We start from the raw sequence: 24,378 nt of genomic DNA, 5'->3' as shown, positions 1-24,378 counted from the left end.
CCACATTTTGATCGGTGTACACCGTACCAATGTGGGAGCGGGCTTGCTCGCGAAGGCATCCTGACAGGCAATACAAATCTGCAGGGTCAACGCACCGCCTCAAACAACCCCGTCGCCCCCATCCCGCCCCCCACGCACATGGTCACAATGCCGTAACGCAAATCACGCCGCTGCAACTCGCGCACCAGATGCCCGACCTGCCGCGACCCGGTCATGCCGAACGGGTGGCCGATGGAAATCGAGCCACCATTGACGTTGTACTTGCCGTTATCGATCTCCAGACGATCGCGGGCATACAGGCATTGCGAAGCAAAAGCCTCGTTCAGCTCCCACAGATCAATATCCGCCACTTGCAAGCCCTTGGCCTTGAGCAGTTTCGGCACCGAGAACACCGGGCCGATGCCCATTTCGTCCGGCTCGCAACCGGCCACGGTGAAGCCACGGAAAAACGCCTTCGGTTTGAGTCCCAGTTGCAGGGCTTTTTCCAGGCTCATCACCAGGGTCATCGACGCGCCGTCCGACAGCTGCGACGAGTTGCCGGCAGTCACCGAGCCGTCCTCGGCAAATACCGGTTTCAGTCCGGCGAGGCTTTCATAAGTGGTATCCGGACGGTTGCAGTCGTCGCGTTCGACGATGCCGTCGAGGATCTGTACAACGCCACTGTTCTTGTCCTCGACCCGATACTTGACCGCCATCGGCACGATTTCATCATCGAACAGCCCGGCCGCCTGCGCCTGGGCGGTGCGCAGCTGGCTTTGCAGTGCGTAACGATCCTGTGCCTCGCGGCTGACACCGTAACGGCGCGCCACCACTTCGGCGGTCTGGCCCATCGTGTAGTAGATGCCCGGCACCTGCTGCTTGAGCAGCGGGTTGATCAGGTGATCGGTGTTGACGCTCTTGAGGGTCAGGCTGATCGACTCGACGCCACCGGCAACAATGATGTCGCTGCAACCGGAAGCGATCTGATTGGCGGCAATCGCGATCGCCTGCAACCCCGAGGAGCAAAAGCGATTAAGGGTCATGCCGGCAACACCCGTGCCCAGACGCGACAACACCGCGACGTTGCGCCCGATGTTGTAACCCTGCGCACCCTCGTTGGAGCCGGCACCGACGATGCAGTCCTCGACGCTGGCCGGATCGACGTCATTGCGCGACAGCAGCGCGTTGACGCAATGGGCCGCCATGTCGTCGGGACGGGTCTGGTTGAACTTGCCGCGAAAGGACTTGGCCAGGCCGGTCCGCACGCTGTCGACGATCACCACTTCACGCATGGCATACCTCAATTGTTGTTGTCGGAGGAGAGTGAACCGAGCATAAGTCCAGCCCGCCGCCGACCGCGACAATCATTCACCCCGCGTATGCGCGCCCATCGCTTCAGTCCTTGTGTTTTTTCGCGTGCTTGTCGGACTTCGCGAACGCCTCTTCGAGCGCCCGGTTGATCGTACGCAGCACCTTGACCCGGGCCCAGCGCTTGTCATTGGCCTCGACCAGCGTCCACGGCGAGATCTCGGTGCTGGTGCGGTCGACCATGTCGCCCACGGCGGCGCGGTAGGCATCCCACTTTTCGCGATTGCGCCAGTCGTCCTCGGTAATCTTGAAGCGCTTGAACGGGATCTCTTCGCGGGCCTGGAAACGCTCCATCTGCGTGTCCTTGTCGATCGCCAGCCAGAACTTGACCACGATCACCCCCGCATCGGCGATCTGCTCTTCGAAATCGTTGATCTCGCTGTAAGCCCGCAGCCAGTCGGCCGGACTGCAAAAGCCCTCGATCCGCTCGACCAGCACCCGGCCATACCAGGAACGGTCGAACACGGTGAATTTGCCCCGTGCCGGCAGGTGTCGCCAGAAGCGCCACAGATACGGTTGCGCGCGCTCCTCTTCGGTCGGCGCGGCAATCGGCACGATGTTGTACTGACGCGGATCGAGCGCCGCCGCCACCCGTCGGATCGCCCCGCCCTTGCCCGCCGCGTCGTTACCTTCGAACACCGCCACCAAGGCGTGCCGGCGCATGCGTTTGTCGCGCATCAGCCCAGACAGCCGCGCCTGCTCAGTGATCAATTGTTCTTCATAGTCTTTCTTTTCCAGACGCTGGGTCAGGTCAAGACTGTCGAGCAGGTTCAACTGATCGACAGCCGTGCTCAGCGGCGCGGCATTGACCTCATCGGCCTCTACTTGCGGACGCTTGAGGGCGTTCTGCAGACCTTCGAGCAGAATCTTGCCGACCGCGAGGCTGCGGTAATTGGCGTCCATCCCTTCGATGATGTGCCACGGTGCATAGTCGCGACTGGTACGGCGCAACACGCGCTCGCCGTATTTGACGACCTTGTCGTAAGTCTGCGATTGCTGCCAGTCCAGCGGGCTGATGCGCCAACTGTGCAGTGGATCATCGGCCAGCGCCTTGAGCCGCGCCTTCATCTGTTTCTTCGACAGGTGGAACCAGAATTTGAAGATCAGCGCGCCTTCATCGCAGAGCATCTTTTCCAGACGCTCGGCGGCGTTGATTGCCTGATCCAGCCGGGGATCCTTGAACAGACCGTGGACCCGGCCCTGGAGCATCTGGCTGTACCAGTTGCCGAAGAAAATCCCCATCCGGCCCTTGGCCGGCAGCATCCGCCAGTAACGCCACGCGGGTGGCCGCGCCAGTTCTTCATCGGTCTGCTGATCGAAGGTGCGCACCTCGATCAGGCGCGGGTCCATCCACTCGTTGAGCAACTTGACGGTCTCGCCCTTGCCGGCGCCCTCGATGCCGTTGATCAAAACGATCACCGGAAAACGTTTCTGCTGCTGCAACTCGAATTGCGCTTCCAGCAGTGCTTCACGCAGCGCAGGCACCGCCGCGTCGTAAGTCTCTTTGTCGATGGCATGGCCGATTTCGGCGGATTCAAACATGGGGACGGCTCCTTCCAGGATTCAGCAAGACTAGCGGATTGGGCACAGATGCAGGGCAGAAATTCCCCACCACAACAAGCTGAAGGAACGAACCCCTGTGGCGAGGGAGCTTGCTCCCGCTGGGTTGCGCAGCAACCCGAAAACCTTTCACCCCGGTTACTCCAGTTAAACCGCGTGCGCCGGCTTTACGACTGCTGCGCAGCCGAGCGGGAGCAAGCTCCCTCGCCACAGAAAAGCTCACTTTCAGCCACAAACGGTGAATTGTCCTTGAACCCCCTCAACCCAGCCTTGCCATGGATCAAGCACCCACCGCCCGATCAGCTAGAATGGCCGCCTTGTCGTTGCCGAGCCTGCCATGAAACCTGTATTGCCCCACGCCCAACTCGACTGGGATGACCACGGACGTCCGCGCTCGCGGGTGTTCGATGATGTGTATTTTTCCGACCAGTCGGGGCTGGATGAAACCCGCTACGTGTTCCTCGAACAGAACCGTCTGGCCGAGCGTTTTGCCGCGCTGCCGGCCAATGGTCGACTGGTGATCGGCGAAACCGGCTTCGGCACCGGGCTGAATTTTCTCTGCGCCTGGCAGTTGTTCGAGCAGCATGCGGTGGCCGGTGCGCGGCTGCATTTTGTCAGCGTCGAAAAGTACCCGCTGAGTCCGGCCGACCTGCAACGAGCGCTGGCCTTGTGGCCGGATCTCAAGCCGCTGGCCGATCAGTTGCTGACCCATTACGTGGCGATCCATCAGGGCTTCCAGCGGATCATTCTCGGCAATGGCCGGGTGACCCTGACGCTGCTGATCGGCGATGCGCTGGAGCAACTGCCGCAACTCGATGCGCAGATCGACGCGTGGTTTCTCGACGGTTTCGCCCCGGCGAAAAACCCCGACATGTGGACCGCCGAACTGTTCGCCGAACTCGCGCGACTGGCTGCGCCCGGCTCGACCATCAGCACCTTCACCAGCACCGGTTGGGTGCGACGCCTGCTCAACGCCGCCGGGTTCAAGATGAAACGCACCCCGGGCATCGGCCACAAGTGGGAGATCCTGCGCGGCGAGTTTCTCGGCTGGCCGCAGGACATCGCGCCACCGCTGCCGGACAAACCGTGGTTCGCCCGCCCTGCCCCGCTGACCGCCGAGCGTCGGGCGCTGGTGATCGGCGCCGGGCTGGCTGGTTGTGCGACCGCTGCCAGCCTCGCCGCACGCGGCTGGCAGGTCAGTCTGCTGGAGCGGCATGCCGAGGTAGCGCAAGAAGCATCCGGCAATCCGCAGGGTGTGCTGTACCTGAAGTTGTCGGCCCACGGCACCGCGTTGTCGCAACTGATCGTCAGCGGCTTCGGCTACACCCGCCGTCTGCTGGAAACCCTGCAACGCGGCACGGACTGGGACGATTGCGGTGTGCTGCAATTGGCGTTCAACGCCAAGGAAGCCGAGCGTCAGACGCAACTGGCCGCGGCGTTCCCGGAAGATCTGGTGCACTGGCTCGATCAGCCGCAAGCCGAAATTCAAGCCGGGATTGCTGTGGCGCACGGCGGCTTGTTCTACCCCGAAGGCGGCTGGGTGCATCCGCCGGCGCTGTGCCAGGCACAAGCCGCGCAAGCGAACATCGAACTGCTCAAGCATCACGACGCGCTGGAACTGCGCAGGGTCGATGATCAATGGCAAGCCTTCGACGGCGACCGCCTGCTCGCCAGCGCCCCGGTCGTGGTATTGGCCGGTGCTGCGGAAATCAAACGCTTTGCGCAAAGTGCCGAGCTGCCGCTCAAACGCATCCGCGGGCAGATCACGCGCCTGCCGCAAACTGCCGAGAGTCAGGCGCTGCGCACCGTGGTCTGCGCCGAAGGTTATGTCGCGCCGGCTCGCTTGGGCGAACACACACTCGGCGCGAGTTTCGACTTCAACAGTGACGACTTGACCCCGACCACCGCCGAACACCTCGGCAATCTGGCGATGCTCGAAGAGATTTCCAGCGATCTCGTGGCGCGCCTGCACATCGATGAACTGCCCCCGGAAACCCTGGAGGGACGCGCCGCGTTCCGCTGCACCAGCCCCGACTACCTGCCGATCGTCGGCCCGCTTGCCGACCGCGCAGCTTTCGCTCAGGCCTATGCCGCGTTGAGCAAGGATGCACGACAAGTGCCGGACATTGCCTGCCCGTGGCTCGATGGTCTGTACGTCAACAGCGGCCACGGTTCACGCGGGCTGATCACCGCGCCGCTGTCTGGCGAACTGCTCGCGGCGTGGCTGGACAACGAGCCGCTGCCACTGCCCAAAAGCGTCGCCGAAGCCTGCCACCCCAACCGTTTCGCCTTGCGCACGTTGATTCGCGGCAAATGAAAAATCGCGACTGGCCGCTGGTCAGTCGCGCCCTCTTATAACTCATCGTTCTAAAACTCCCACATCTGTAGCGGGTCAGTTTCTGAGTAGCGGCCATTTTGGCCAGACTTGAATCACCCCTCCCCAACGGAAAAACCGGTAAGGACCTTATGTGCGGATTAGCTGGCGAGTTACGTTTTGATCATCAACCTGCAGACCTTGCAGCGGTTGAGCGAATCACCCATCACCTGGCCCCTCGCGGCCCCGACGCGTGGGGCTTCCATGCCCAAGGGCCGATTGCCCTGGGCCATCGTCGCCTGAAAATCATGGACCTGTCGGACGGCTCGGCGCAGCCGATGATCGACAGCCAATTGGGCTTGTCGCTGGCCTTCAACGGCGCGATCTACAACTTCCCGGAACTGCGCGCCGAACTCGAAGCGCTCGGCTATGCGTTCTATTCCGGTGGTGACACTGAAGTGCTGCTCAAGGGCTATCACGCCTGGGGCGAAGCACTGTTGCCGAAACTCAACGGCATGTTCGCGTTCGCCATCTGGGAGCGCGACGCGCAGCGCCTGTTCATCGCCCGTGACCGTCTCGGCGTGAAACCTTTGTACCTGTCGCGCACTGGCCAGCGTTTGCGCTTTGCCTCGGCCCTGCCGGCGCTGCTCAAGGGCGGCGACATCAACCCGATCCTCGATCCGGTGGCGCTCAATCACTACCTGAATTTCCATGCGGTGGTGCCGGCTCCACGCACTCTGCTCGCGGGCATTGAAAAGCTGCCGCCAGCGACTTGGATGCGTGTTGAAGCCGATGGCCGCACCGAGCAGAAAACCTGGTGGACCCTGCCCTACGGCCCACACGACGATGAGAAAAACCTGACGCTCGAAGACTGGCGCGACCGTGTGCTCGACAGCACCCGTGAAGCGGTAGCGATTCGGCAACGGGCGGCGGTGGATGTCGGTGTGCTGCTTTCCGGCGGTGTCGATTCGAGCATGCTCGTCGGCCTGCTGCGCGAAGTCGGCGTCGAGAACCTTTCGACCTTTTCCATCGGTTTTCAGGATGCCGGCGGCGAGCGTGGCGATGAATTCCAGTATTCCGATCTGATCGCCAAGCACTACGGCACGCAGCACCATCAATTGCGCATCGACGAAAAAGAGATCATCGAGCAACTGCCCGCCGCGTTCCGTGCGATGAGCGAGCCGATGGTCAGCCACGACTGCATCGCCTTCTACCTGTTGTCCCGCGAAGTGGCCAAGCACTGCAAAGTGGTGCAGAGCGGCCAGGGCGCGGATGAGCTGTTCGCCGGTTATCACTGGTATCCGCAAGTCGACGGCGCAGCGGATCCGTATGCAGCCTATCGCGCGGCGTTTTTCGACCGCAGCTACGACGACTACGCGGCCACCGTACAGCCGAAATGGCTGACCGCGAATGACGCGGCCGGCGACTTCGTGAAAGAGCATTTCGCCCAGCCCGGCGCTGATGCGGCGGTGGATAAAGCGCTGCGTCTGGACAGCACGGTGATGCTGGTGGACGACCCGGTCAAACGCGTCGACAACATGACCATGGCCTGGGGCCTGGAAGCGCGCACGCCGTTTCTCGACTATCGACTGGTTGAGCTGTCGGCGCGGATTCCCGGCCAGTTCAAGCTGCCCGATGGCGGCAAACAAGTGTTGAAAGAAGCCGCGCGCCTGGTGATTCCGAGCGAAGTGATCGACCGCAAGAAAGGTTACTTCCCGGTACCGGGCCTCAAGCATTTGCAGGGCGACACACTGAACTGGGTGCGCGAACTGCTGCTGGATCCGAGCCAGGATCGCGGCCTGTTCAACCCGACCATGCTCGACAAACTGCTGACTGATCCGCAAGGCCAACTGACGCCATTGCGCGGCTCGAAACTGTGGCAACTGGCGGCCCTGAACCTGTGGCTCAGTGAACAAGGAATCTGATTGATGAAACCTCACGCCACGGCGATCAACCAACGTCTGTTACGCGGTCAGACACCGTCGTATGAACGCTTGCAGGCGCGTCTGGCCGAAGACGGCAGCGAACTCGGCGCCGACCCCATTGCCGTGCATTGCGGCTGGGGCCGACTGCTGATCGGTCACACCTTTCCTGACCCGGCGACGCTGGCGCAGGAACTGCTCAATGAACAACCCGGCGAGCGCGATATCGCCCTGTACGTCGCCGCGCCGCAGCAGATTCTCGGTCTGGAACCGACCCAACTGTTTCTCGACCCGTCCGACACCCTGCGCCTGTGGTTCAGCGATTACCGCCAGGCCACCCGCGTGTTTCGCGGCTTCCGCATTCGCCGGGCACAGAGCGAAGCCGACTGGCAGGCGATCAATTTGTTGTATCAGGCACGCGGCATGCTGCCGATCGATGCCACGCGGCTGACTCCGCATCATCAGGGCGGGCCGGTGTACTGGCTCGCCGAAGATGAAGACAGCGGCGCGGTGATCGGTAGCGTCATGGGCCTCAATCACCAGAAAGCCTTCAACGATCCGGAACATGGCAGCAGCCTGTGGTGCCTGGCGGTGGATCCGCAGTGCTCGCGACCCGGTGTCGGTGAAGTGCTGGTGCGGCATTTGATCGAGCATTTCATGAGTCGCGGCCTGAGCTATCTGGATCTGTCGGTGCTGCATGACAACCGCCAGGCGAAGAACCTCTACGCCAAACTCGGTTTTCGCAACCTCTCGACCTTCGCGATCAAACGCAAGAACGGCATCAACCAGACGCTGTTCCTCGGTCCCGGCCCGGAAGCCAACTTCAACCCTTATGCGCGGATCATCGTCGAGGAAGCGCATCGGCGCGGCATCGACGTGCAAGTGGATGATGCCGAAGCCGGGCTGTTCACCCTCAGCCACGGTGGGCGCCGGGTGCGTTGCCGCGAATCGCTGAGCGACCTGACCAGCGCAATCAGCATGAGCCTGTGCCAGGACAAAAGCCTGACCCACAAGGTGTTGAAGGCCGCCGGGCTGAAACTGCCTTCGCAGCAACTGGCGGGCAACGCCGACGACAACCTGGCGTTTCTCGATGAACATCAGCGCGTCGTGGTCAAGCCGCTCGACGGTGAACAGGGCCAGGGCGTGGCGGTCGATCTGCAGAGCATCGAAGAGGTGCAGCAGGCCATCGAAGCCGCCAAACATTTTGACAGCCGTGTGCTGCTCGAAAGCTTCCACGAAGGTCTCGACCTGCGGATTCTGGTGATCGGTTTTGAAGTGGTGGCCGCCGCGATTCGCCGTCCCGCGGAAGTGGTCGGTGACGGCCATCATTCGATCGGTGCGTTGATCGAGGCCCAGAGCCGCCGTCGGCAAGCCGCCACCAGTGGCGAGAGCAAGATTCCGCTGGATCATGAAACCCAGCGCACCCTGCATGCGGCCGGTTATGACTACAGCAGCATCCTGCCGGCGGGCGAACATCTGTTCGTGCGCCGCACCGCCAATCTGCACACCGGTGGCACGCTGGAAGACGTTACGGCGATTCTGCACCCGACTCTGGTCGATGCCGCCGTCCGTGCGGCGCGAGCGCTGGACATTCCGATGGTCGGCCTCGACCTGATGGTGCCGGCGGCGGATCAAGCGGAGTACGTGTTTATCGAAGCCAACGAACGTGCAGGGCTGGCCAATCATGAGCCGCAGCCGACGGCGGAGCGCTTTGTCGATTTGTTGTTTCCGCACAGTCAGCCGGCTGTTTCTTGATTCCGAGGCGTCTGGACTGACGCCTTCGCGAGCAAGCCCGCTCCCACAGGTTGAACGCATTCCAAATGTGGGAGCGGGCTTGCTCGCGAAGGGGCCGCAACAGACACCCTAAATCACCCCTCATCGAAACCATCGATGCGCCCCAACTCATCAGGAGTTTCCATGACCACTCAAATCCCTGAACCGGATCTCAACTACCTGCAAAAAGTCCTGCTGGAAATGCTCGCCATTCCCAGCCCCACCGGATTCACCGACACCATCGTGCGTTACGTCGCCGAGCGTCTGGAAGAACTCGGCATCCCTTTCGAGATGACCCGTCGCGGCACGATCCGCGCCACGCTCAAGGGCAAGAAAAACAGCCCCGACCGCGCCGTGTCCGCGCACCTCGATACCATTGGCGCCGCCGTGCGTGCGGTGAAAGACAACGGTCGTCTGACTCTGGCCCCGGTCGGTTGCTGGTCGAGCCGGTTTGCCGAGGGCAGCCGGGTCAGCCTGTTCACCGACAACGGCGTGATTCGTGGCAGCGTGCTGCCGCTGATGGCGTCCGGGCACGCGTTCAATACCGCGGTGGACGAGATGCCGATCAGTTGGGATCACGTCGAACTGCGTCTGGATGCCTACTGCGCGACCAAGGCCGATTGCGAATCGCTGGGCATCAGCGTCGGCGACGTGGTGGCGTTCGACCCGCTGCCGGAGTTCACCGAAAGCGGCCATATCAGCGCCCGTCATCTCGATGACAAGGCTGGCGTTGCCGCGCTGCTGGCCTCGCTCAAGGCCATCGTCGACAGCGGTCAGGAGTTGATGATCGACTGTCACCCGCTGTTCACCATTACCGAAGAAACCGGCAGCGGCGCGGCGGCGGCATTGCCGTGGGATGTCAGCGAATTCGTCGGCATCGATATTGCCCCGGTTGCGCCGGGCCAGCACTCCAGCGAACACGCGGTGAGCGTGGCGATGCAGGATTCCGGTGGCCCTTATGACTATCACCTGTCACGGCATTTGCTGCGTCTGGCCAGCGAAAACGAACTGCCGGTAAGGCGCGACCTGTTCCGCTATTACTTCAGCGATGCGCATTCGGCGGTGACTGCCGGGCACGATATCCGCACCGCCCTGCTCGCCTTTGGCTGCGACGCGACCCATGGTTACGAGCGTACGCACATCGACAGTCTGGCGGCGCTCAGTCGTTTGCTTGGGGCGTACATTCTGAGTCCGCCGGTATTCGCCAGCGATGCGGCGCCGGCCAATGCTTCGCTGGATCGCTTCAGTCATCAGATCGAGCATGAGACGCAGATGGAGAGCGATACGCGGGTGCCGTCGGTGGACAGTCTGGTGGGGCAGCGCTCGGACAGCTGAATCCTTGTTATCTGACCTATGGCTATCGCGAGCAGGCTCACTCCTACAGTTGGAATGCATTTCCTTGTAGGAGTGAGCCTGCTCGCGATGAGGCCGGTACAAACCACACAAAACTGGCAGCCAACCCTCAATCGCCGTAGCATCCCGCCATTGATTTAGCCGAGGTGCCCATGCTGATTCCCTACGACGCTCTTGAAGTCGACACCCTCACCCGCCTGATCGAGGATTTCGTCACTCGCGACGGTACCGACAACGGTGATGACACGCCATTGGAAACCCGTGTACTGCGCGTCCGCCAGGCACTGACCAAAGGCCAGGCGCTGATTGTTTTCGACCCGGAAAGCGAGCAATGCCAGTTGATGCTCAAGCACGATGTGCCCAAGCATCTGTTCGACTGAAAACCTCAGCGAGCCTTTTCGCTGATCTGTTTGCGCTGGATCCGCTCGTAAACTTCAGAGCGGTGCACATTGACCTTCTGCGGCGCCTCGACGCCAAAGCGCACGCTGGAACCGTTGACTGACAATACGCGCACGGAAATATCGTCACCGATGGAAATCAACTCGCCCACAACACGGCTGAGTACAAGCATGGAGTTCGTCCTTCAGGGTTAGCCAGCCCTGAAGATGCGCGGCGGACGGGCGCTCTACAATGGGTCGCGAGCAATTCAGTCTTGCCCTACACCGTGAGTCGCTGCGCCCTTCAGACGTTTCCTGCAAATGGCTAAACAGTCTCGCCTCAAGCGGCGGAAAATCGCGGCCCGAACAGAATCACACTGGCACCGATCACGCATAACGCCACGCCGATCCAGTCCGAACCCAGCGGGCGCACGCGCTCGACCACCGCCAGCCAGCCGATCGACGCGACGATGTAGATTCCGCCATACGCGGCATAGGCGCGCCCGGCGTAAGCCGCTTCGACTCGGGTCAACAACAGCGCGAACAGGGTCAGGCTGAGCAGTGCCGGGATCACCCACAAGGCACTTTTGCCCTGACGCAGCCACATGAAAAAGGCGAAACAACCGGCGATTTCAAACAGCGCCGCGAGGAAGAACCACAGGTAATTGAGCATTGATGCGTCTCGACAGGGTGACCAATGCGGCCACCCTAACGACGCGATACCCGCCGGGCAAGTTCAACCGTTGGTTTGTTTGGCCTTGGCGCGCATTTTATCGGCCATGGTGGTCATTTCGTTGTAGATCAGTTGCGGGTTCTTCTGCTTGATCGCCCAGGCCATGCGCCCTTGCTCGTGCGGCAGAATCATGAACTCGCCCGCGGATACTTGCTGATAGATATAGTCAGCGATGTCAGCAGCAGTGATCGGCGAACTTTCAAGCAACTTGCCGACCTGGGCTTTCATCGCCGGCGTCGGGCCACGGAACGAATCGAGCAAGTTGGTCTGGAAGAACGACGGGCAAACCACATGCACGCTGACTTCCTGCTGCGCCAGTTCGATCAGCAAACTTTCCGACAACGCCACCACACCGGCCTTGGCCACGTTGTAGTTGCTCATCGCCGGGCCTTGCATCAAGGCCGCCATCGAGGCGATGTTGATGATCTTGCCTTTGCTCTGTTCCAGCAGCGGCAGGAACGCCTTGCAGCCCTTGACCACGCCCATCAGGTTGATCGCGATCTGCCAGTCCCAATCCTCCAGCGACAACTCGCTGAAAAATCCGCCTGACGCCACACCAGCATTGTTGACGATGACATCGATGCCTCCCAGCTTCACTTCACAGGCTTGGGCAAACGCGGTGAGCTGGCTGTAATCACGCACATCGCAACGCTGGGTGAAACCGTCGCCACCGGCCTCACGCACCCGTTTCAGGGTTTCCAGCAGGCCGGGCTCGCTGACATCCGACAAAGCCAACTGCCAGCCTTCACGCGCCCAGCGCAGCGCGATTTCGCGACCCAAACCTGAACCCGCGCCAGTGATCATCATGCGATTTTGCATAGCCGACAGCCTTGTTGTTTCGTAGGAGATACGCGGAGTGTAGCGAAGGAACCTGGGTATCCCACGCTCCATCAGAATGCTGAATACAGGATCAAAAGATCTTGCGCTTAAAGGAAATAAGTCTGCGGCCCAAATACATTAAAAAAACATTGAATTTTCTTTCATTCGCACTGGTCGGAATTTGTAAGCCGTCTGGAATTAGTTAGCCTCCAGTCGCCCTTGAACACCCAGTTTTCTCGAACACTTTTAACAAGGAAAATCGACATGGGCACAATTCTTATCATTATCCTGATCCTGTTGCTGATCGGTGGTCTGCCGGTCTTCCCGCACTCCAGAAGTTGGGGTTATGGTCCTTCGGGCATTATCGGCGTGGTGTTGGTGGTGCTGCTGGTCTTGCTGTTACTTGGCAGGATATAAAACCCCAAGACAAAAAAAGAGGCCCTCAGGGGCCTCTTTTTCATGCAGCGGTTTTATCAGTCAGGCTTGCCGTTGACGACACCGGCAGTGTTGTCCATCAGGCTCTTGGTCGCTGTTTGCAGGAACGCTTCAAGCTTGAGCTTCAGTTCGGCGGTACGCGGTGCGTCCGGAATGATCTCGGCAGAAGGGTTCGCGCCCAGTTGGTACTGGTAGATCTTCGGCGCCATTTCCTTCTCTTTCGGCAGCACCAGGATCTGGTCGGCGGTGACGATGGCCGTGGTCTGCTCGCTGCCCGACGGCTTGATCACACCGAAACCGGTGTCGCCGGCCGGCAGGTTCAGCAGGTCACGGCCCCAGCACTGATGACGCACTTCGCCACCCAGACGGCCCATGATGGTCGGCACGATGTCGATCTGGGTGCCCACGGTGTGGTCGCGGGTGCCGAACTTCTCCTGGATGCCCGGCGCGATCATCAGCATCGGCACGTTGAAGCGGCCCAGGTCCATTTCGGTGATCTGGCGCTCGTTGCCGAAACCGTGGTCGCCGACGATCACGAACAGGGTTTCCTTGAAGTACGGCTCTTTACGCGCCTTCTCGAAGAACTGACCCAGTGCCCAGTCGGCGTAACGCATGGCGGTCAGGTGTTCGTTGAGGCTGCCACGATCGGTCACGCGCTCCACCGGCAATGGCGTCGGCAAGGCGTACGGCGTGTGGTTGGACAGGGTTTGCAGCAGCGCGTAGAACGGCTTGCCGTTTTCCCGTGCCTTCAACTCCTGCAGACCACGGTCGAACATGTCCTGGTCGGACACGCCCCAGGTCGGATCGGAGAACACCGGATTGACGAAGTCGTTACGGCCAACGAAGTTGGTCATGCCCTGGTTGCTGAAGAAGCCCGACTGGTTGTCCCAGGCGAAGTCGCCGTTATAGACATACACGTCGTCATACTTGCGCGCACTGAGCAACTGCGGCAGGCCGGACAGCTTGTGGCTGCCTTCCGGTGTCTGCATCAGGTATTCGAAGCCCGGCAGGTTCGGGAAGCACGCCATCGTGGCGAACATGCCCTGGTGGGTGTGGGTGCCGTTGGAGAAGAAACGGTCGAACAGCAGGCCTTCCTTCGACAGTTTGTCGAGGTACGGCGTGATGTTGCCCGGTGCGCCCAGGGCGCCGACCGAGTGACCGGCCATGCTTTCCATGAGGATCACGACCACGTTCTTGATCGGCAGGGTCTTGTCGGCCGGTGGCGTGTAGTCACGACGCACGGCAGCGATGTCGGCATCGACCAGTTTGTCGTCCGGCATCACCAGCATCTCGCGAACCACTTTCTGCGCCTGTTCCTGCGGCAGTGTGGCTTTCCAGATGTTGTCGCGATCCTCGCCCATGCGGTCCTTGGCAGCGGCGATCAGCGACAGCGTGCCGTTGAGACCCAACTGGTTGGCGAAGTTCGATTCGGTGGTGTAGACGTCACCCCAGCGCAGCGGCGGGCCCTGACGCAGGGTGCCACGGGCAGCCACCACGCAGATCAGCAGGCAGACCACGAATACCGCGAGACGCGTGTACCACGGCGCCACCTGACGCGTACCGACGTTGCCGCCGCTGAACGGGCCACGTGGACGGGTTGCACGGTCGGCGCCCTTGAAGGCCAGGGTCAGGATCACGGTGCCGACGACCCACGCCAGCAGGTAACGCACCACCGGGAAACCGTACCAGAGCATGCTCATCACGGTTTTCGGGTCTTCTTTCACGTACTGGAACACCAGGCCGTTGAGGCGCTGGTGGAACTCACGGTAGAAGTCCATCTCCATCAGGCCGAGGAACAGCGCGATGCTCGAGGCGACGGTCAGCCACAGACGGAAAAAGCCGCGCGCGGCCATCGCCCGGGCACTGAACAGTGCCAGCACCAGCGGAACGCAGATGTAGACCACCAGGCGCAGGTCGAAACGCAGGCCGTTGGCGAAAGCTTCGAGGAAGGTCGAAGCCGGGGTATCGAGGATCATCTCGCGGTTGTAGACCAGCAGCGCGAGGCGCAGCACGGAAAACATCACCATCATGACCAGGGCACACAGCAGTGTGTAGGCCAGATGCGATTTGACGGTCGGTTGCAGCAGGCGAGTGGAAGATCGCTGCTGATTCAGGGCGTCCGGGTTTGCCATGTCGTTTTAGGACCCATTGGAAGTTGAAGTTGCAAAATACGGCGGCGCCATGCCCTCTATTGGCCATTCCAGGCCCCGGGGCGTGCGCGGTGCGCAAATGTTGCACGATCAACGGCAGCATTGCCATTGATTACTGTCCCACCGCCGGACTCTTTCATTCAAGGCGCGGGGATACGGGGACAACTGCAGAGAGCGCGGGCGAATTGTCTGGAACGCTTTGTGAAAATTTCGTGCAGCGCATATCTGGAAACACAATATAACGACAAAACAAAACGCCCCGAATCAGTCGGGGCGTTTTGCTTTCAGCGCGCGAATTACTTCTCGGCGCGTTCTTTCAGGGCTTTCAGGGTGTTGAATGGCGCGTCGACCACAAACTTGTTGGCAATCATGCTCGGCACACTGCCGCCTGGCTCGGTGTGCACTTGATAGGTCACTTCGACCTGATCACCTTTGGGCACGAACTTCCAGAAGCCTTTGACCTGGGCGACACGGACAAAACCTTTCTCTTCGGGAATGTACTTCGGCACGCCTTCAAGGTTGCGGGTCAGGCTGCCATCGGCACCTTCAACGGTGGTGATGTGCAGCACGGAATCACGCGGCGTCACTGGCCACGGCGTATTGAACTGGGTGTAGGTCCAGCTCTGATCGCCCTCGTGCTTGAGCAGCTTCTGGGTTTTGCACTCGTGAATCCAGGCGCAGGCTCCGGACACGTCTTCCTGCAAGGCACGCAGTTTGGCAACGGTGGTCTTCATCAGGGCAACACCCTGATAGGACTTGTAATCCGAACCCGGCACTTCGGCCAGCGAGACCTTGATCCCGTCCTGCTCCTTGGCGACTTTCCAGTCCTCAGCCTGAGCAACCGAAGTGGCCAGCACAGCCGTCAAACCACACAACACAGCGATACGATGCAGCGAACCCATAGTCTTATTCCTTATTGTTGAAGTTCCGTTCGTTTGACACATCACGCCGCCGTCATCTGCTCCCACCAGCCGATCAACCTGATCGCCTCTTCCCGGCTGCTGCCACAGACTTCGACATCGGCGGCAAATCCCGAGCAGACCGCCGGGCGTTCCGGCTGACCGAAAATGTTGCACAGGTTTTCGACCGAGAGTTGCACGCAACGTTCGCCGGCAGGTTTGCCATTGGGCATGCCTGGGATGGCAGAACTGATGGAGGGGGCAATACAGCAAGCGCCACAGCCTTCACGGCATTTCATGACGACGAGTCCTCGCGACGGGCAATGTGTTAAAGGGACGGCCACAGAGTAACCGCTAAAACGGTTGTTTCAAATTCCCTGAACCGGGGTTTTTACGCAGAAACGAAAGTGACTGACCAGTCTCCGACAAAGCGTCTGGTCTGCGGGTCACGGATCGATTTGATTTACTGCTTGAATTCGAAATCCAGCGCCGCGCCTTCGACTTCACGACGCTCTTCGTTGCGCAGTTGCAGCTGCATTTCGTTGCTGAGCAGACGGCCGTTGAGCTGGAAGCCGCTGTTCTTCTCGCCGAACATCTGCGGCAGGATAGCGTCGTGTTTAGGCAGCGTGACGGTACCGGCCGGTTTGAGCTGCTGCACCATGTCCTTGGGCAGGCTCAGATCGAGCTTGGCCGGCGGCAATCGGGTTTTCGCCACCTCACTGGCCGGTTTCGACTTGGAAGCGACCGGGGGCCGTTTCTTCACCGGGGCGGCCTTCTTTTGCGGGGCTTTTTTAACCTGAGCTTTCTTATCCGCAACGGCTTTGTTGCTGGCCGTTTTGCTCGCCGGTGCTGACGCCGCAAGCTTTTCCTGAACGGCGGCTGCCATGACACCGGGCGCATGGCCCATCGTCAACACACCAAACAAAATCCAGGCAGCAGGCAAAATCGCTTTCATGAGCCCTACAACACTAACGGCAGAGGGCCATATGCTCGCCTGTTGAGCGTCACAAGACAAGCATGACGCGCCGCTCGTTCAGAATCCGCCGGCCGTTTCCTGACACAGTTGAGTCGCCAGCAGGCCGAGGGTCATCAGCGCCCTTTCCGCTTCGCGATTCCACGGCGTGCCGCAGTTCAGGCGGATGCAGTGGTTGAACTGCTCGGTATTACTGAAGATCAGCCCCGGTGCAATGCTGATGCCCTGCTGCAAGGCGCGGACGTGCAATTCCTGGGTATTGACCCTGCCCGGCAGACTCACCCAGAGGATGAAACCGCCCGTGGGCCGGGTCATTTGCGTGCCTTCCGGGAAGTACTGCTGCACCGCCAGCTGGAACGCGCTGAGGTTTTTCCGGTATTCCTGGCGGATGTACCGTAAATGCCGGTCATAACCGCCATTTTCCAGATAAGCGGCAATCGCCATCTGCGTGACGCTACACGCCGAATGCGTGGTGAACGTCTGCAGACGCTGGATTTCCTGCTGATACTTGCCGGCGATCATCCAGCCGACCCGCACGCCCGGCGACAAGGTCTTGGAAAAACTCGAGCAGTAGATCACCCGATCCAGTCGATCGTAGGCCTTGAGGGCTTTGGTGCGGCCCTGTTCGAACATCAACTCGCCATAGATGTCGTCTTCGACAATCTGGATATCGAAGTCCGAGGCCAGACGCAGCAGTTGTTTCTGCCGTTCTTCCGGCATGGTGCCACCCAGCGGATTGCTCAGCCGGGTGGTCAGCACCAGCGCCTTGATCGACCATTGGTTGGCGGCCAGTTGCAAGGCTTCCAGGCTCATGCCGGTGGCCGGGTCGCTGGGAATCTCGATCACTTTCAGGCCCAGCAGGTCGGCCAGTTGCAGCAGGCCGTAATAGGTTGGCGACTCGGCGGCGATCAGATCACCCGGACGAGTCAGCACCCGCAGCGACATCTGCAAAGCATCGACGCAACCGTGGGTGATCACCACTTCCGACGGATCGACCACCACGCCAGCATCGCGCATGCGGATCGCCACTTGCCGGCGCAGCGGTTCGAAACCGGGGCTGAACATGTAGCTGAAAGCCCGAGGGCTATGGAATCGGGTGACCTTGGCCAACTGCTGATGCAATGCGCGCACCGGGAGGTAATCGACACTCGGCACCGCCGCGCCCAACGGGAAAACCCCCTCGCGCCGCGATTCGACCAACACTTGCTGAATGATGCTGGCGCGGGTGACCAGGCCTGGGCGTTCGACCCGGGCGATATCCGGTGTCGGCGCCGTCAGGGCCGGGGTCTGGTGCACGTAGTAACCGGACTGCGGCCGTGCGCGGATCAGGCCCTGATCCTCGAGATTGGCGTAAGCCTGCAACACCGTTGCATGACTGACATTGAGCTGCGAACTCATCTTGCGCACCGACGGCACGCGTTCGCCGGGCTGATAGACGCCGCGCCGGATATCTTCCGCCAGTTGTTGAGCAATACGTTGGTAGAGCAAGAGGTTGGTCATGACGCAGCACTCGATTTCACGGGCATTTTATTCTTGTGTGAAACAATACCGGAACAGTTTAGAAGTGTACTGGGACAGTTGCCACCATAGTCGACCGTACAGTGCAGTGTCAGCTACAACTGTACGGATTTGCGCGCTATTCGACAGACGTAAAAAAGCCCGGCGCTGCATGACAGGCCGGGCTTTCCAGAGACGCAGCCCTCAGCGGGCGGCGCCGAGCTGGCCTTTTTCGTCGGAAAACACAATTTCCACCCGACGATTCTGTGCCCGCCCGCGCTCGGAAGCGTTGGCGTCCACCGGGTACTCGTCGCCGTAACCTTCGACCTGAATGCGCTTGTCCTCAATTCCGAGGTCCATCAACACATCGGCCACGGCTTGCGCGCGATCACGCGACAGCTTGAGGTTTTCCTGTTTGCCACCGGTGCTGTCGGTGTAGCCCTCGATACGCACCACGCGTTTCGGGTTGAGCTGCAGGAACTGCACAATCTTCAACACCACGCGATTGGCCGAGTTCTTCAGCTCCGCCTCGCCAGTGTCGAACAGCACGTCACCGAGGGTCATCACCAGCCCGCGATCGGTTTGCGTAGTGGCCAGCGCGACGATCTGCTCTTCGAGCCACTTGCCCTGCTGCTGCACGCTCAGCAGTTTGGACTCACGCAGAGCCAGTTGCAGGCGCTGGCGTTCCAGCTCGAGCTTGGCCGCGCGCTCTTCGTTGAGCACCAGATTGGTGTGTTCGCGAGCGATTTCGCTGTAACGCTGACTCAGGTAGGCGTAATGCACAACGTCGGAGCCACTGCCCCAATAGGTCGACAGGCGATCGGCACGGGCCAGGGACTCACCGGCACGGATCACGTCCTTGGGAGCGATGCGCAGCACATTGGAGTCTTCCTTGACCTTCTGGAAGTCGCTGCTGGCTTGTTGCAATGCGCTTTCACTGTGCTGACCGGCACACCCGAAAAGGCTCACGCAGCCAGCCAGAACCAACCCGCCAAGGGCTTTGGACTTGAGGCTCATTGGGCATCTCCCAGTTGCTTGCGCAGACGGATGATGCGGGTATTCAGCACGTTCAGTTGCTCTTCGCTCTTTTGCGTCAGCACCTTGGCTTCTGCCAGACGTGCGTCCAGCTCGGCCTGTTCGGAACGCATGCGGGCGTTCTTGTAAGACTCGTCGGCCATGTTGCCCTTGGCCCGGTTGAACTTGTCTTCAGCCAGTTTCATTTCCGGCATTTCATCGGCGGTCGCACCGACAGCCTTGGCCTGGGTGATGGCCTGCTCGGTCAGGCGCATTTGCTCATTGGGTGCCGGATCGTTGGCGCAGCCGGCCAGGGCCAGAACGGCCATGGCCGCGAAAAGAGGTCGAATACTCACTAAGAATCCCTACTGTTTTGGGGCACTGACAGATGGCTGCGGCTGTTGCTGCTGAGCCTTCCAGCGCTCGATGTTGCGTTGCAGCGCGGCTTCGGTCAGTCCGGACGCGGGCAATTCTGTCATCTTTTTAGCGAGCTGTCCGCGCAACCACGGATCGTTGCAGGCCGAGTTGTGCGAAACCGCGAGGAACAGCCCCGGTCGGTCGATCGGTTGCTCGAACGCCAGCAGATCATTGGCCATGCCCAATGCCTGCGCGGCGGCCATGCCCGAGTAGCGCCCGGCGAGTACATATTCGACTTCACCCAGCAGAAGTTTCTGAAAGGCCTGGGTGATGTTTGCCGTCCGGGTCAGGGTCAGATTCTGCTCGGCGAAAGTGCCGAATGCCTGGGTCATACGAGACTTTTCCGACAGCCCGCCGGTGTGCCCGTGCAGATCCTTGGCTTCGCTGTAGACCAGCGTCGAGCCTTTGCGTGTCCACACCAGATAGTCGTTTTCCAGCAACGGCGGATAGATGTAGTCGAGGTTTTCCAGCTCGTTGAACATCAGCGGCGTGTCGGCCAGCATGTCCATGCGCCCGCTGCGCACCTCATCGAGGGCCTGCGAGCGTTTGCCGGCGTAGAGCAGTTCGACCTTGATCCCCAGATCCTTGGCCACTTGCTGCAACAGGTCGGCACTGGCGCCGATCAAGTGCCTGGGATTCTGCGGGTCCTGCCACAGGTACGGCGGCGCATCCGGGCTGCCGGTGACGACCAGACGCTCGCATTTGCCGGCAGCCGCAGCCATCCCCGGCAACAGGATCAATCCCAATAACAACCTGCGGCGCAGATCCATGGCAAAACGCTCCCACTCAAATCCCAGACAAAAAAAAGCCCGACCAGAAGGTCGGGCTCTTTATAAGTGAAGCCGCCGGATTAGACCAGCTTCTCCAGCTCAGGTACCGCTTCGAACAGATCCGCCACCAGACCGTAATCGGCCACCTGGAAGATTGGCGCTTCTTCGTCCTTGTTGATCGCAACGATCACTTTGGAGTCTTTCATGCCGGCCAGGTGCTGGATCGCGCCGGAGATACCGACGGCGATGTACAGCTGTGGCGCAACGATCTTGCCGGTCTGACCGACCTGCATGTCGTTCGGTACGAAACCTGCGTCGACCGCAGCGCGCGAAGCACCGACGGCAGCGCCCAGCTTGTCGGCTAGGGCGTACAGGTGTTTGAAGTTGTCACCGTTCTGCATGCCGCGGCCGCCGGAAACGACGATCTTGGCAGCGGTCAGCTCAGGACGATCGGACTTGGCCAGTTCTTCGCTGACGAAGCTGGAAGTGCCGGCGTCGTGCGCAGCCGCTACGGCTTCAACAGCCGCCGAACCACCTTCAGCGGCAACCGGGTCGAAACCGGTGGCACGCACGGTGATCACTTTGATCGCTGCGGTCGATTGCACGGTAGCGATGGCGTTACCGGCGTAGATCGGACGCTTGAAGGTGTCGGCGCTTTCTACCGAGATGATCTCGGAGATCTGGTCAACGTCCAGCGCAGCGGCAACGCGCGGCAGGATGTTTTTGCCGTTGGACGTGGCGGCAGCCAGGATGTGGCTGTAGCCCTTGCCCAGCTCTGCAACCAGAGGAGCGACGTTTTCCGGCAGCTGATGCGCGTAAGCGGCATTGTCAGCGTTCAGGACTTTGCTCACGCCAGCGATTTTCGCAGCGGCTTCAGCCACGGCGCCAGCGCCCTGACCTGCAACCAGCACATGGATGTCGCCGCCGATTTTGGCTGCAGCAGCCACGGTGTTCAGTGTGGCCGGGGCCAGCACTTTGTTGTCGTGTTCAGCAATAACCAAGATAGTCATTTAGATTACCTTCGCTTCGTTTTTCAGTTTCTCGACCAGTTCAGCCACCGACTTGACCTTGATGCCCGCGCTGCGTGCAGCCGGCGCTTCGACTTTCAGGGTCTTGTTGGTGGAGGCGGTGGAAACGCCCAAAGCGTCCGGAGTCAGCACTTCGAGAGGCTTCTTCTTGGCTTTCATGATGTTTGGCAGGGACGCATAACGCGGCTCGTTCAAACGCAGGTCGGTGGTGACGATCGCTGGCAGTTTCAGGGAAACGGTCTGCGCGCCGCCGTCGATTTCGCGGGTCACGGCAACGCTGTCGCCGGAGACTTCGACTTTCGAGGCGAAAGTGCCCTGACCGTAGCCGCTCAGTGCAGCGAGCATCTGGCCGGTCTGGTTGTTGTCGCTGTCGATCGCCTGTTTGCCCAGGATCACCAGCTGAGGCTGTTCCTTGTCGACCACTGCCTTGAGCAGCTTGGCCACGGCCAGCGAAGTCAGGTCTTCAGCGGATTCGACGAGGATGGCGCGGTCGGCACCCAGAGCCAGTGCGGTACGCAGCTGTTCCTGAGCGGTGGACGGGCCGATGGAGACGACGACGATTTCAGTCGCAACACCTTTCTCTTTCAGGCGTACGGCTTCTTCCACTGCGATTTCGCAGAACGGGTTCATCGACATCTTGACGTTGGCGAGGTCTACGCCGGAATTGTCCGCCTTGACGCGGACCTTGACGTTGTAATCCACAACGCGTTTGACAGCTACAAGAACCTTCATGGATTCCTCGTTACTCTCCGGTGAAAAGAAAGTCGCCTAGGCGAACCTGGCGGTTGATGCTCATCGGGCACAAGGGCACCTCTAAAAACGCCGGCTGGGGGCGATGACCGTTCGTCAGTGGTGACCAACAAGTCATTGATCTGCACGGTGTGTAAACTGCGCGCCGGACTTGCGCTGCGCATCACCTTGTACTGCCTGTGCCCTGTCTTTAGAGGTGCTCTTGAAACCGCCAGTCTGCCTACGGCGAGCGCAAAACCGCCCGTATCTTGACCGGAACGCCTATTCCGGTCAATACGGCAAAATGGTCGTTCATAAGCCGCGCTTCTTTGATTTCTCTGGGCTGGAGCCGATTCAAACAAACGTTTGTATTGGACGCTCAGAGTGGTGTAGATATAATGCGCCGCCTAGAGAGAAAGGTGGTTTCCCATTATTACCCTTGACGTTAACGTAAAGGCAATAACGGATGCGACACCGAACCTCCAAATTAGAAAAAAAACTGTTGAGCCTTGAGTAGGAGATAGCCTGTGGAACGCGAATACATGGAATTCGACGTGGTCATCGTCGGTGCCGGCCCCGCTGGCCTGTCCGCCGCCTGCCGTCTGAAGCAGAAGGCCGCCGAAGCCGGTAAGGAAATCAGCGTCTGCGTGGTCGAAAAAGGCTCCGAAGTCGGCGCACACATCCTTTCCGGTGCCGTGTTCGAACCACGCGCTCTGAACGAACTGTTCCCGGACTGGAAAGAACTCGGCGCCCCGCTGAACACCCCGGTCACCCGCGATGACATTTTCGTGCTGAAAAACGCCGAAAGCGCGCAGAAAATTCCTGATTTCTTTGTGCCCAAGACCATGCACAACGAAGGCAACTACATTATTTCCCTCGGCAACCTGTGCCGTTGGCTGGCCCAGCAGGCCGAGAACCTCGGCGTGGAAATCTACCCGGGCTTCGCCGCTCAGGAAGCGCTGATCGACGAAAACGGCATCGTGCGCGGGATCATCACCGGTGATCTGGGCGTCGACCGCGAAGGCAACCCGAAAGAAGGCCTGTACACCCCGGGCATGGAACTGCGTGGCAAGTACACGCTGTTCGCCGAAGGCTGCCGTGGTCACATCGGCAAGCAACTGATCAAACGCTACAACCTCGACAGCGATGCCGACGCCCAGCACTACGGCATCGGCCTCAAAGAAATCTGGGAAATCGACCCGGCCAAACACCAGCCAGGCCTGGTGGTGCACACCGCCGGTTGGCCGCTGGACATCATGGGCACCGAAAACACCGGTGGCTCGTTCCTCTATCACCTGGAAAACAACCAGGTGGTCGTCGGCCTGATCGTTGACCTGTCCTACAGCAACACCTACCTGTCGCCGTTCGACGAGTTCCAGCGCCTCAAGCATCACCCGGTGCTGGCTCAGTACCTGGAAGGCGGCAAGCGCGTCAGCTACGGCGCCCGCGCGATCTGCAAGGGTGGCCTGAACTCGCTGCCGAAAATGGTCTTCAAGGGCGGCGCGCTGATCGGTTGCGACCTCGGCACCTTGAACTTCGCCAAGATCAAGGGCAGCCACACTGCGATGAAGTCCGGTATGCTCGCCGCTGAATCGGTGGCCGACGCACTGTTCGCCGAGAAGGATGGCACTGAAGAGCTGACCTCCTACGTCGACGCGTTCAAGAAGAGCTGGCTCTACGACGAATTGTTCGCCAGCCGCAACTTCGGCCCGGCGATCCACAAGTTCGGCGCGATCGTCGGCGGCGGTTTCAACTGGCTGGACCAGAACATCTTCGGCGGCAAACTGCCGTTCACCCTGCATGACACCAAGCCGGATTACGCCTGCCTGAAGCTCGCGGCCGACTGCAAGAAGATCGACTATCCGAAGCCGGACGGCAAACTCAGCTTCGACAAACTGAGCTCGGTGTTCATCTCCGGTACCAACCATGAAGAAGAACAGCCGTGCCACCTGAAGCTCACCGACCCGAGCATCCCGATCAGCAAGAACCTGCCGCTGTACGATGAACCGGCGCAGCGCTACTGCCCGGCCGGCGTCTACGAAGTGATCACCAAGGAAGACGGCGAAAAACGCTTCCAGATCAACGCCCAGAACTGCGTGCACTGCAAGACCTGTGACATCAAGGACCCTTCGCAGAACATCACCTGGGTCACGCCGGAAGGCGCTGGCGGCCCGACTTACCCGAACATGTAAGCCGTATCGCTGAACATCAAGGCTCCCGAAATGGGGGCCTTTTTGTTGCCCACCATTTCTTGTTGCACCACAAAAT

Annotated in this window: 22 protein-coding genes; 7 read left to right on the top strand and 15 right to left on the bottom strand. The window is 60.4% G+C overall.

Features of this window, described 5'->3' with window-relative positions; genetic code table 11:
- Nucleotides 1–86 precede the first annotated feature (86 nt).
- Together AC27VU_RS13795 and pap are read right to left on the bottom strand one after the other, a co-directional pair.
- Nucleotides 87–1,271, bottom strand: a complete 1,185-nt coding sequence (locus AC27VU_RS13795) for a thiolase family protein (protein ID WP_488724273.1) — start codon at nt 1,269–1,271, stop codon at nt 87–89.
- A 103-nt stretch (nt 1,272–1,374) separates the two neighbouring features.
- Nucleotides 1,375–2,889, bottom strand: a complete 1,515-nt coding sequence (gene pap / locus AC27VU_RS13790) for a polyphosphate:AMP phosphotransferase (RefSeq protein ID WP_003226946.1) — start codon at nt 2,887–2,889, stop codon at nt 1,375–1,377.
- Between the two features lie 355 nt (nt 2,890–3,244).
- On the opposite strand from pap, the gene mnmC reads away from it, so the two are divergent.
- The 5 genes from mnmC (at nt 3,245) to AC27VU_RS13765 (ending at nt 10,649) form a co-directional block, all read left to right on the top strand.
- A complete protein-coding gene (gene mnmC / locus AC27VU_RS13785) occupies nt 3,245–5,224 on the top strand; it encodes a bifunctional tRNA (5-methylaminomethyl-2-thiouridine)(34)-methyltransferase MnmC2/FAD-dependent 5-carboxymethylaminomethyl-2-thiouridine(34) oxidoreductase MnmC1 (RefSeq protein WP_488724272.1) in 1,980 nt (659 codons plus the stop codon).
- A gap of 149 nt (nt 5,225–5,373) precedes the next feature.
- The gene (locus AC27VU_RS13780) at nt 5,374–7,146 is read left to right on the top strand and encodes an N-acetylglutaminylglutamine amidotransferase (RefSeq protein ID WP_488724271.1); all 1,773 of its coding nucleotides are present in this window, start codon (nt 5,374–5,376) and stop codon (nt 7,144–7,146) included.
- 3 nt (nt 7,147–7,149) lie between these two features.
- The gene (gene ngg / locus AC27VU_RS13775; RefSeq protein WP_108588841.1) at nt 7,150–8,898 is read left to right on the top strand and encodes an N-acetylglutaminylglutamine synthetase; all 1,749 of its coding nucleotides are present in this window, start codon (nt 7,150–7,152) and stop codon (nt 8,896–8,898) included.
- A gap of 162 nt (nt 8,899–9,060) precedes the next feature.
- Nucleotides 9,061–10,251 (top strand): osmoprotectant NAGGN system M42 family peptidase, encoded by a 1,191-nt coding sequence (locus tag AC27VU_RS13770; protein ID WP_003226953.1) that lies wholly within the window; start codon nt 9,061–9,063, stop codon nt 10,249–10,251.
- A gap of 170 nt (nt 10,252–10,421) precedes the next feature.
- Nucleotides 10,422–10,649: a YheU family protein gene (locus AC27VU_RS13765; protein WP_003192759.1), complete on the top strand. Its 228-nt coding sequence runs from the start codon at nt 10,422–10,424 to the stop codon at nt 10,647–10,649.
- A 5-nt stretch (nt 10,650–10,654) separates the two neighbouring features.
- On the opposite strand, the gene csrA is transcribed toward AC27VU_RS13765, so the two are convergent.
- The 3 genes from csrA to AC27VU_RS13750 form a co-directional block, all read right to left on the bottom strand.
- Nucleotides 10,655–10,840 (bottom strand): carbon storage regulator CsrA, encoded by a 186-nt coding sequence (gene csrA, locus AC27VU_RS13760; RefSeq protein WP_003226955.1) that lies wholly within the window; start codon nt 10,838–10,840, stop codon nt 10,655–10,657.
- A 146-nt stretch (nt 10,841–10,986) separates the two neighbouring features.
- A complete protein-coding gene (locus AC27VU_RS13755) occupies nt 10,987–11,319 on the bottom strand; it encodes a YnfA family protein (RefSeq protein ID WP_003226957.1) in 333 nt (110 codons plus the stop codon).
- Nucleotides 11,320–11,382: 63 nt separating this feature from the next.
- Nucleotides 11,383–12,198, bottom strand: a complete 816-nt coding sequence (locus AC27VU_RS13750) for an SDR family oxidoreductase (protein WP_003226958.1) — start codon at nt 12,196–12,198, stop codon at nt 11,383–11,385.
- A gap of 258 nt (nt 12,199–12,456) precedes the next feature.
- Between AC27VU_RS13750 and AC27VU_RS13745 the strand changes: the two genes are divergently transcribed.
- Nucleotides 12,457–12,615 carry a DUF3309 family protein gene (locus AC27VU_RS13745; RefSeq protein ID WP_169432680.1) on the top strand — a complete coding sequence of 53 codons (159 nt, stop codon included), beginning with the start codon at nt 12,457–12,459 and terminating at the stop codon, nt 12,613–12,615.
- Nucleotides 12,616–12,671: 56 nt separating this feature from the next.
- Here AC27VU_RS13745 and AC27VU_RS13740 read toward each other — a convergent pair whose 3' ends face one another.
- The 10 genes from AC27VU_RS13740 to AC27VU_RS13695 form a co-directional block, all read right to left on the bottom strand.
- The gene (locus tag AC27VU_RS13740; RefSeq protein ID WP_103521835.1) at nt 12,672–14,765 is read right to left on the bottom strand and encodes an LTA synthase family protein; all 2,094 of its coding nucleotides are present in this window, start codon (nt 14,763–14,765) and stop codon (nt 12,672–12,674) included.
- 314 nt (nt 14,766–15,079) lie between these two features.
- Entirely contained in the window at nt 15,080–15,685 is a 606-nt protein-coding gene (locus tag AC27VU_RS13735) for an START domain-containing protein (protein ID WP_003226964.1), read from the bottom strand.
- A gap of 41 nt (nt 15,686–15,726) precedes the next feature.
- A complete protein-coding gene (locus tag AC27VU_RS13730) occupies nt 15,727–15,981 on the bottom strand; it encodes a YkgJ family cysteine cluster protein (RefSeq protein ID WP_045122579.1) in 255 nt (84 codons plus the stop codon).
- Between the two features lie 164 nt (nt 15,982–16,145).
- A complete protein-coding gene (locus AC27VU_RS13725) occupies nt 16,146–16,637 on the bottom strand; it encodes a translation initiation factor 2 (protein ID WP_488724270.1) in 492 nt (163 codons plus the stop codon).
- A 78-nt stretch (nt 16,638–16,715) separates the two neighbouring features.
- Nucleotides 16,716–18,155, bottom strand: a complete 1,440-nt coding sequence (locus AC27VU_RS13720; RefSeq protein WP_003226969.1) for an aminotransferase-like domain-containing protein — start codon at nt 18,153–18,155, stop codon at nt 16,716–16,718.
- Between the two features lie 201 nt (nt 18,156–18,356).
- The gene (locus AC27VU_RS13715; protein WP_103484710.1) at nt 18,357–19,169 is read right to left on the bottom strand and encodes an OmpA family protein; all 813 of its coding nucleotides are present in this window, start codon (nt 19,167–19,169) and stop codon (nt 18,357–18,359) included.
- The gene (locus AC27VU_RS13710) at nt 19,166–19,522 is read right to left on the bottom strand and encodes a DUF4398 domain-containing protein (RefSeq protein WP_177434686.1); all 357 of its coding nucleotides are present in this window, start codon (nt 19,520–19,522) and stop codon (nt 19,166–19,168) included. Before AC27VU_RS13710 ends, AC27VU_RS13715 begins: the two co-directional genes overlap by 4 nt.
- 9 nt (nt 19,523–19,531) lie before the next feature.
- The gene (locus tag AC27VU_RS13705; protein WP_103521832.1) at nt 19,532–20,353 is read right to left on the bottom strand and encodes a substrate-binding periplasmic protein; all 822 of its coding nucleotides are present in this window, start codon (nt 20,351–20,353) and stop codon (nt 19,532–19,534) included.
- A gap of 80 nt (nt 20,354–20,433) precedes the next feature.
- Entirely contained in the window at nt 20,434–21,363 is a 930-nt protein-coding gene (locus AC27VU_RS13700; RefSeq protein WP_007961977.1) for an electron transfer flavoprotein subunit alpha/FixB family protein, read from the bottom strand.
- On the bottom strand, nt 21,364–22,113 hold the full coding sequence (locus AC27VU_RS13695) for an electron transfer flavoprotein subunit beta/FixA family protein (RefSeq protein ID WP_003226982.1): 750 nt from the start codon (nt 22,111–22,113) through the stop codon (nt 21,364–21,366).
- Between the two features lie 524 nt (nt 22,114–22,637).
- Here AC27VU_RS13695 and AC27VU_RS13690 point away from each other — a divergent pair.
- A complete protein-coding gene (locus tag AC27VU_RS13690) occupies nt 22,638–24,302 on the top strand; it encodes an electron transfer flavoprotein-ubiquinone oxidoreductase (RefSeq protein WP_003226984.1) in 1,665 nt (554 codons plus the stop codon).
- The last annotated feature ends 76 nt before the right edge of the window (nt 24,303–24,378 follow it).

This window comes from Pseudomonas sp. 14P5.3.2 (assembly GCF_057799175.1).
Note: the sequence above shows the minus strand (reverse complement) of the source record. Positions and strands in the feature narration are given on the sequence as shown.

Excerpts from the sequence above, each read along its gene's own strand:
- AC27VU_RS13695 (WP_003226982.1), bottom strand. The coding sequence starts at position 22,113 with ATGAAGGTTCTTGTAGCTGTCAAACGCGTTGTGGATTACAACGTCAAG.
- AC27VU_RS13705 (WP_103521832.1), bottom strand. The coding sequence starts at position 20,353 with ATGGATCTGCGCCGCAGGTTGTTATTGGGATTGATCCTGTTGCCGGGG.
- AC27VU_RS13725 (WP_488724270.1), bottom strand. The coding sequence starts at position 16,637 with ATGAAAGCGATTTTGCCTGCTGCCTGGATTTTGTTTGGTGTGTTGACG.
- AC27VU_RS13770 (WP_003226953.1), top strand. The coding sequence starts at position 9,061 with ATGACCACTCAAATCCCTGAACCGGATCTCAACTACCTGCAAAAAGTC.
- AC27VU_RS13735 (WP_003226964.1), bottom strand. The coding sequence starts at position 15,685 with ATGGGTTCGCTGCATCGTATCGCTGTGTTGTGTGGTTTGACGGCTGTG.
- AC27VU_RS13755 (WP_003226957.1), bottom strand. The coding sequence starts at position 11,319 with ATGCTCAATTACCTGTGGTTCTTCCTCGCGGCGCTGTTTGAAATCGCC.
- AC27VU_RS13765 (WP_003192759.1), top strand. The coding sequence starts at position 10,422 with ATGCTGATTCCCTACGACGCTCTTGAAGTCGACACCCTCACCCGCCTG.
- AC27VU_RS13750 (WP_003226958.1), bottom strand. The coding sequence starts at position 12,198 with ATGCAAAATCGCATGATGATCACTGGCGCGGGTTCAGGTTTGGGTCGC.
- AC27VU_RS13700 (WP_007961977.1), bottom strand. The coding sequence starts at position 21,363 with ATGACTATCTTGGTTATTGCTGAACACGACAACAAAGTGCTGGCCCCG.
- mnmC (WP_488724272.1), top strand. The coding sequence starts at position 3,245 with ATGAAACCTGTATTGCCCCACGCCCAACTCGACTGGGATGACCACGGA.
- ngg (WP_108588841.1), top strand. The coding sequence starts at position 7,150 with ATGAAACCTCACGCCACGGCGATCAACCAACGTCTGTTACGCGGTCAG.
- AC27VU_RS13780 (WP_488724271.1), top strand. The coding sequence starts at position 5,374 with ATGTGCGGATTAGCTGGCGAGTTACGTTTTGATCATCAACCTGCAGAC.
- AC27VU_RS13730 (WP_045122579.1), bottom strand. The coding sequence starts at position 15,981 with ATGAAATGCCGTGAAGGCTGTGGCGCTTGCTGTATTGCCCCCTCCATC.
- AC27VU_RS13720 (WP_003226969.1), bottom strand. The coding sequence starts at position 18,155 with ATGACCAACCTCTTGCTCTACCAACGTATTGCTCAACAACTGGCGGAA.
- AC27VU_RS13740 (WP_103521835.1), bottom strand. The coding sequence starts at position 14,765 with ATGGCAAACCCGGACGCCCTGAATCAGCAGCGATCTTCCACTCGCCTG.
- csrA (WP_003226955.1), bottom strand. The coding sequence starts at position 10,840 with ATGCTTGTACTCAGCCGTGTTGTGGGCGAGTTGATTTCCATCGGTGAC.
- AC27VU_RS13715 (WP_103484710.1), bottom strand. The coding sequence starts at position 19,169 with ATGAGCCTCAAGTCCAAAGCCCTTGGCGGGTTGGTTCTGGCTGGCTGC.
- pap (WP_003226946.1), bottom strand. The coding sequence starts at position 2,889 with ATGTTTGAATCCGCCGAAATCGGCCATGCCATCGACAAAGAGACTTAC.
- AC27VU_RS13795 (WP_488724273.1), bottom strand. The coding sequence starts at position 1,271 with ATGCGTGAAGTGGTGATCGTCGACAGCGTGCGGACCGGCCTGGCCAAG.